The organism is Moorena sp. SIO3B2 (assembly GCF_010692525.1).
GTDB lineage: Bacteria > Cyanobacteriota > Cyanobacteriia > Cyanobacteriales > Coleofasciculaceae > Moorena > Moorena producens.
The window spans coordinates 1-1,936 of the sequence record NZ_JAAHHE010000751.1 but is presented as its reverse complement, the minus strand read 5'-3'; the positions used below and the strand labels follow the sequence as shown (position 1 = coordinate 1,936).

Below are 1,936 nucleotides of genomic sequence, written 5' to 3'. Positions count from 1 at the left end.
ATTTATACCTTTTGCCTTGTCTTCATCAAGGTTGATGAGATGCAAGAGGTCTAATTTTTAATTCACTATTATACATTCTACATTCACCATTCTAAATTCTAAATTCTAAATTCTACATTCTACATTCTAACAGACAACACCCCTTTACCGAAAAACCCTAGAGCAAAGTCGATTCAACAACTCCTTAGGAATTGCCTCGAAATTCTCCAAAACAAAATCCATTAAGGCTAGATGGTATAAGGAATCGGCATTAGGAGTTTTATAGCGAGCACCTTGGGCCAGCCAGCTATTAACCGCGTAAGTTGAGCGGCAGCAGATTTGACCTATGTGGTCTTGATTGACTTGCCATTTACCGTAAAACGCCTGGGGGGTCATGGACAGTCGGTAGTTGCTGTATAGGTAGATCAATATTTCCTCTCGCTCAGTGATGGCACGAGGCATTGAATCTGGGCGTGTGGATTGCCTCTCAGCAATTTGGGCAAGCCGGTCTAGGGCTCGCTGACAGTGGACCAGATGATCTACTGACCGTTTGTTTGGCATCATAGAATTACCTCACACATAGTTTGTGACTGGGGATAAAGCCGCGCTTGTAGCGTCAACTTGAAAGCGCGGCTTTTTGTATAAACATCTTATGGGGACATTTTTATTATTACTAATATCTCGAAAAAAGTCAAGGCTATTTTTTGATTTTAAACATTTTGTTACAAACCAAAAAATTACGATATTGGTTATATTTTATAGTTAAAAATATAAAATATAAGCTATCAGTTTATATCCTAATAATATACACATTATTTTTACCCGATTCCCGATTCCCGATTCCCTCAAAAATTGACAACTACTATATAATGAATAAATCCTGAGCAATGATTGATCAATAATGTAAGCATTCAGCCGTCAGCCGTCAGCGCTCAGCCGTCAGCGCTCAGCCGTCATCCTTGGCAAAAGCCTGATAACTGATAACTGATAACTGATAACTGATAGCTGTTCGCGTAGCGTGTGCGTAGCACATAAGCTGATAGCTGATAGCTTACTCAATAACTACGTAACAAAGATGGAAAAAGCAACATTTGGTGGTGGTTGTTTCTGGGGAGTAGAAGCAGCATTTCGGAAAGTGAAGGGAGTAGTCTCAACCTCTGTTGGTTACATGGGCGGACATTTTCCTAACCCATGCTATCTAGATGTATTATCAAGAATAACCGGTCACGCGGAAGTGGCACAGGTGGAGTATGACCCGGAAAAAGTCAGCTATGAACAATTACTTGACGTGTTTTGGTCTATCCATGACCCTACAACATTGAACCGTCAAGGTCCTGATCGAGGAGAACAGTATCGATCGGTGATATTTTTCCACAATCAAGAACAAGAAGTGCTGGCAAGACTGTCAAAACAAAAGCTGCAAGTTTCTGGTAAGTTTGATAAGGATATTGTTACCGAAATTAAGCCAGCTTCCGACTATTATTTAGCTGATGACTATCATCAACAATATTTTGAAAAAAAGCAGAAGTCTTTACGTTAGAAATTTTAAAGCTATCAGCTATCAGCTATCAGCTATCAGCTATCAGCTATCAGCTATCAGCTATCAGCTATCAGTTATCAGCCATCAGCTATCAGCTTATGGGCTACGCCCACGCTACTTGAGGTTTTATCAGTTATCAGTTATCAGCTATTAGTTATCAGCTTATGGGCTACGCCCACGCTACTTGAGGTCCTAGCAGCCATCAGGCTTTGGCCAAAGCTGACGGCTGACCGCTGACGGCTGACCGCTGACGACTGACCGCTGACCGCTGATAGCTGACTGCTTACGTTTCATTCAATCGCATCGCAGCGAATTTCAACCATAAATCCATCGGGGTCATAAAAATAGATACCTCTGCCAGTAGGACGAGTTACTGGACCATGATCGATGGGAATTTGATTTTGTTTTAGGACTTCT

The 1,936-nt window shown here is 41.4% G+C and carries 4 protein-coding genes; 2 read left to right on the top strand and 2 right to left on the bottom strand.

The window, feature by feature from the left end; translation table 11 throughout:
* Positions 1–144: 144 nt before the first annotated feature.
* Positions 145–543, bottom strand: coding sequence for a hypothetical protein (locus tag F6K38_RS40615; protein ID WP_287360509.1), 399 nt, complete (start codon positions 541–543; stop codon positions 145–147).
* A gap of 511 nt (positions 544–1,054) precedes the next feature.
* Between F6K38_RS40615 and msrA the strand changes: the two genes are divergently transcribed.
* Complete coding sequence (gene msrA, locus F6K38_RS40610; RefSeq protein ID WP_287360507.1) at positions 1,055–1,519, top strand: peptide-methionine (S)-S-oxide reductase MsrA; 465 nt, start codon at positions 1,055–1,057, stop codon at positions 1,517–1,519.
* Positions 1,491–1,673, top strand: a complete 183-nt coding sequence (locus F6K38_RS40605) for a hypothetical protein (protein ID WP_287360505.1) — start codon at positions 1,491–1,493, stop codon at positions 1,671–1,673. The genes msrA and F6K38_RS40605 overlap by 29 nt, the downstream gene beginning before the upstream one ends.
* Before the next feature lie 136 nt (positions 1,674–1,809).
* Here F6K38_RS40605 and F6K38_RS40600 read toward each other — a convergent pair.
* A partial coding sequence (locus F6K38_RS40600) for a VOC family protein (RefSeq protein WP_353737287.1) occupies positions 1,810–1,936 on the bottom strand: 127 nt, incomplete at its 5' end.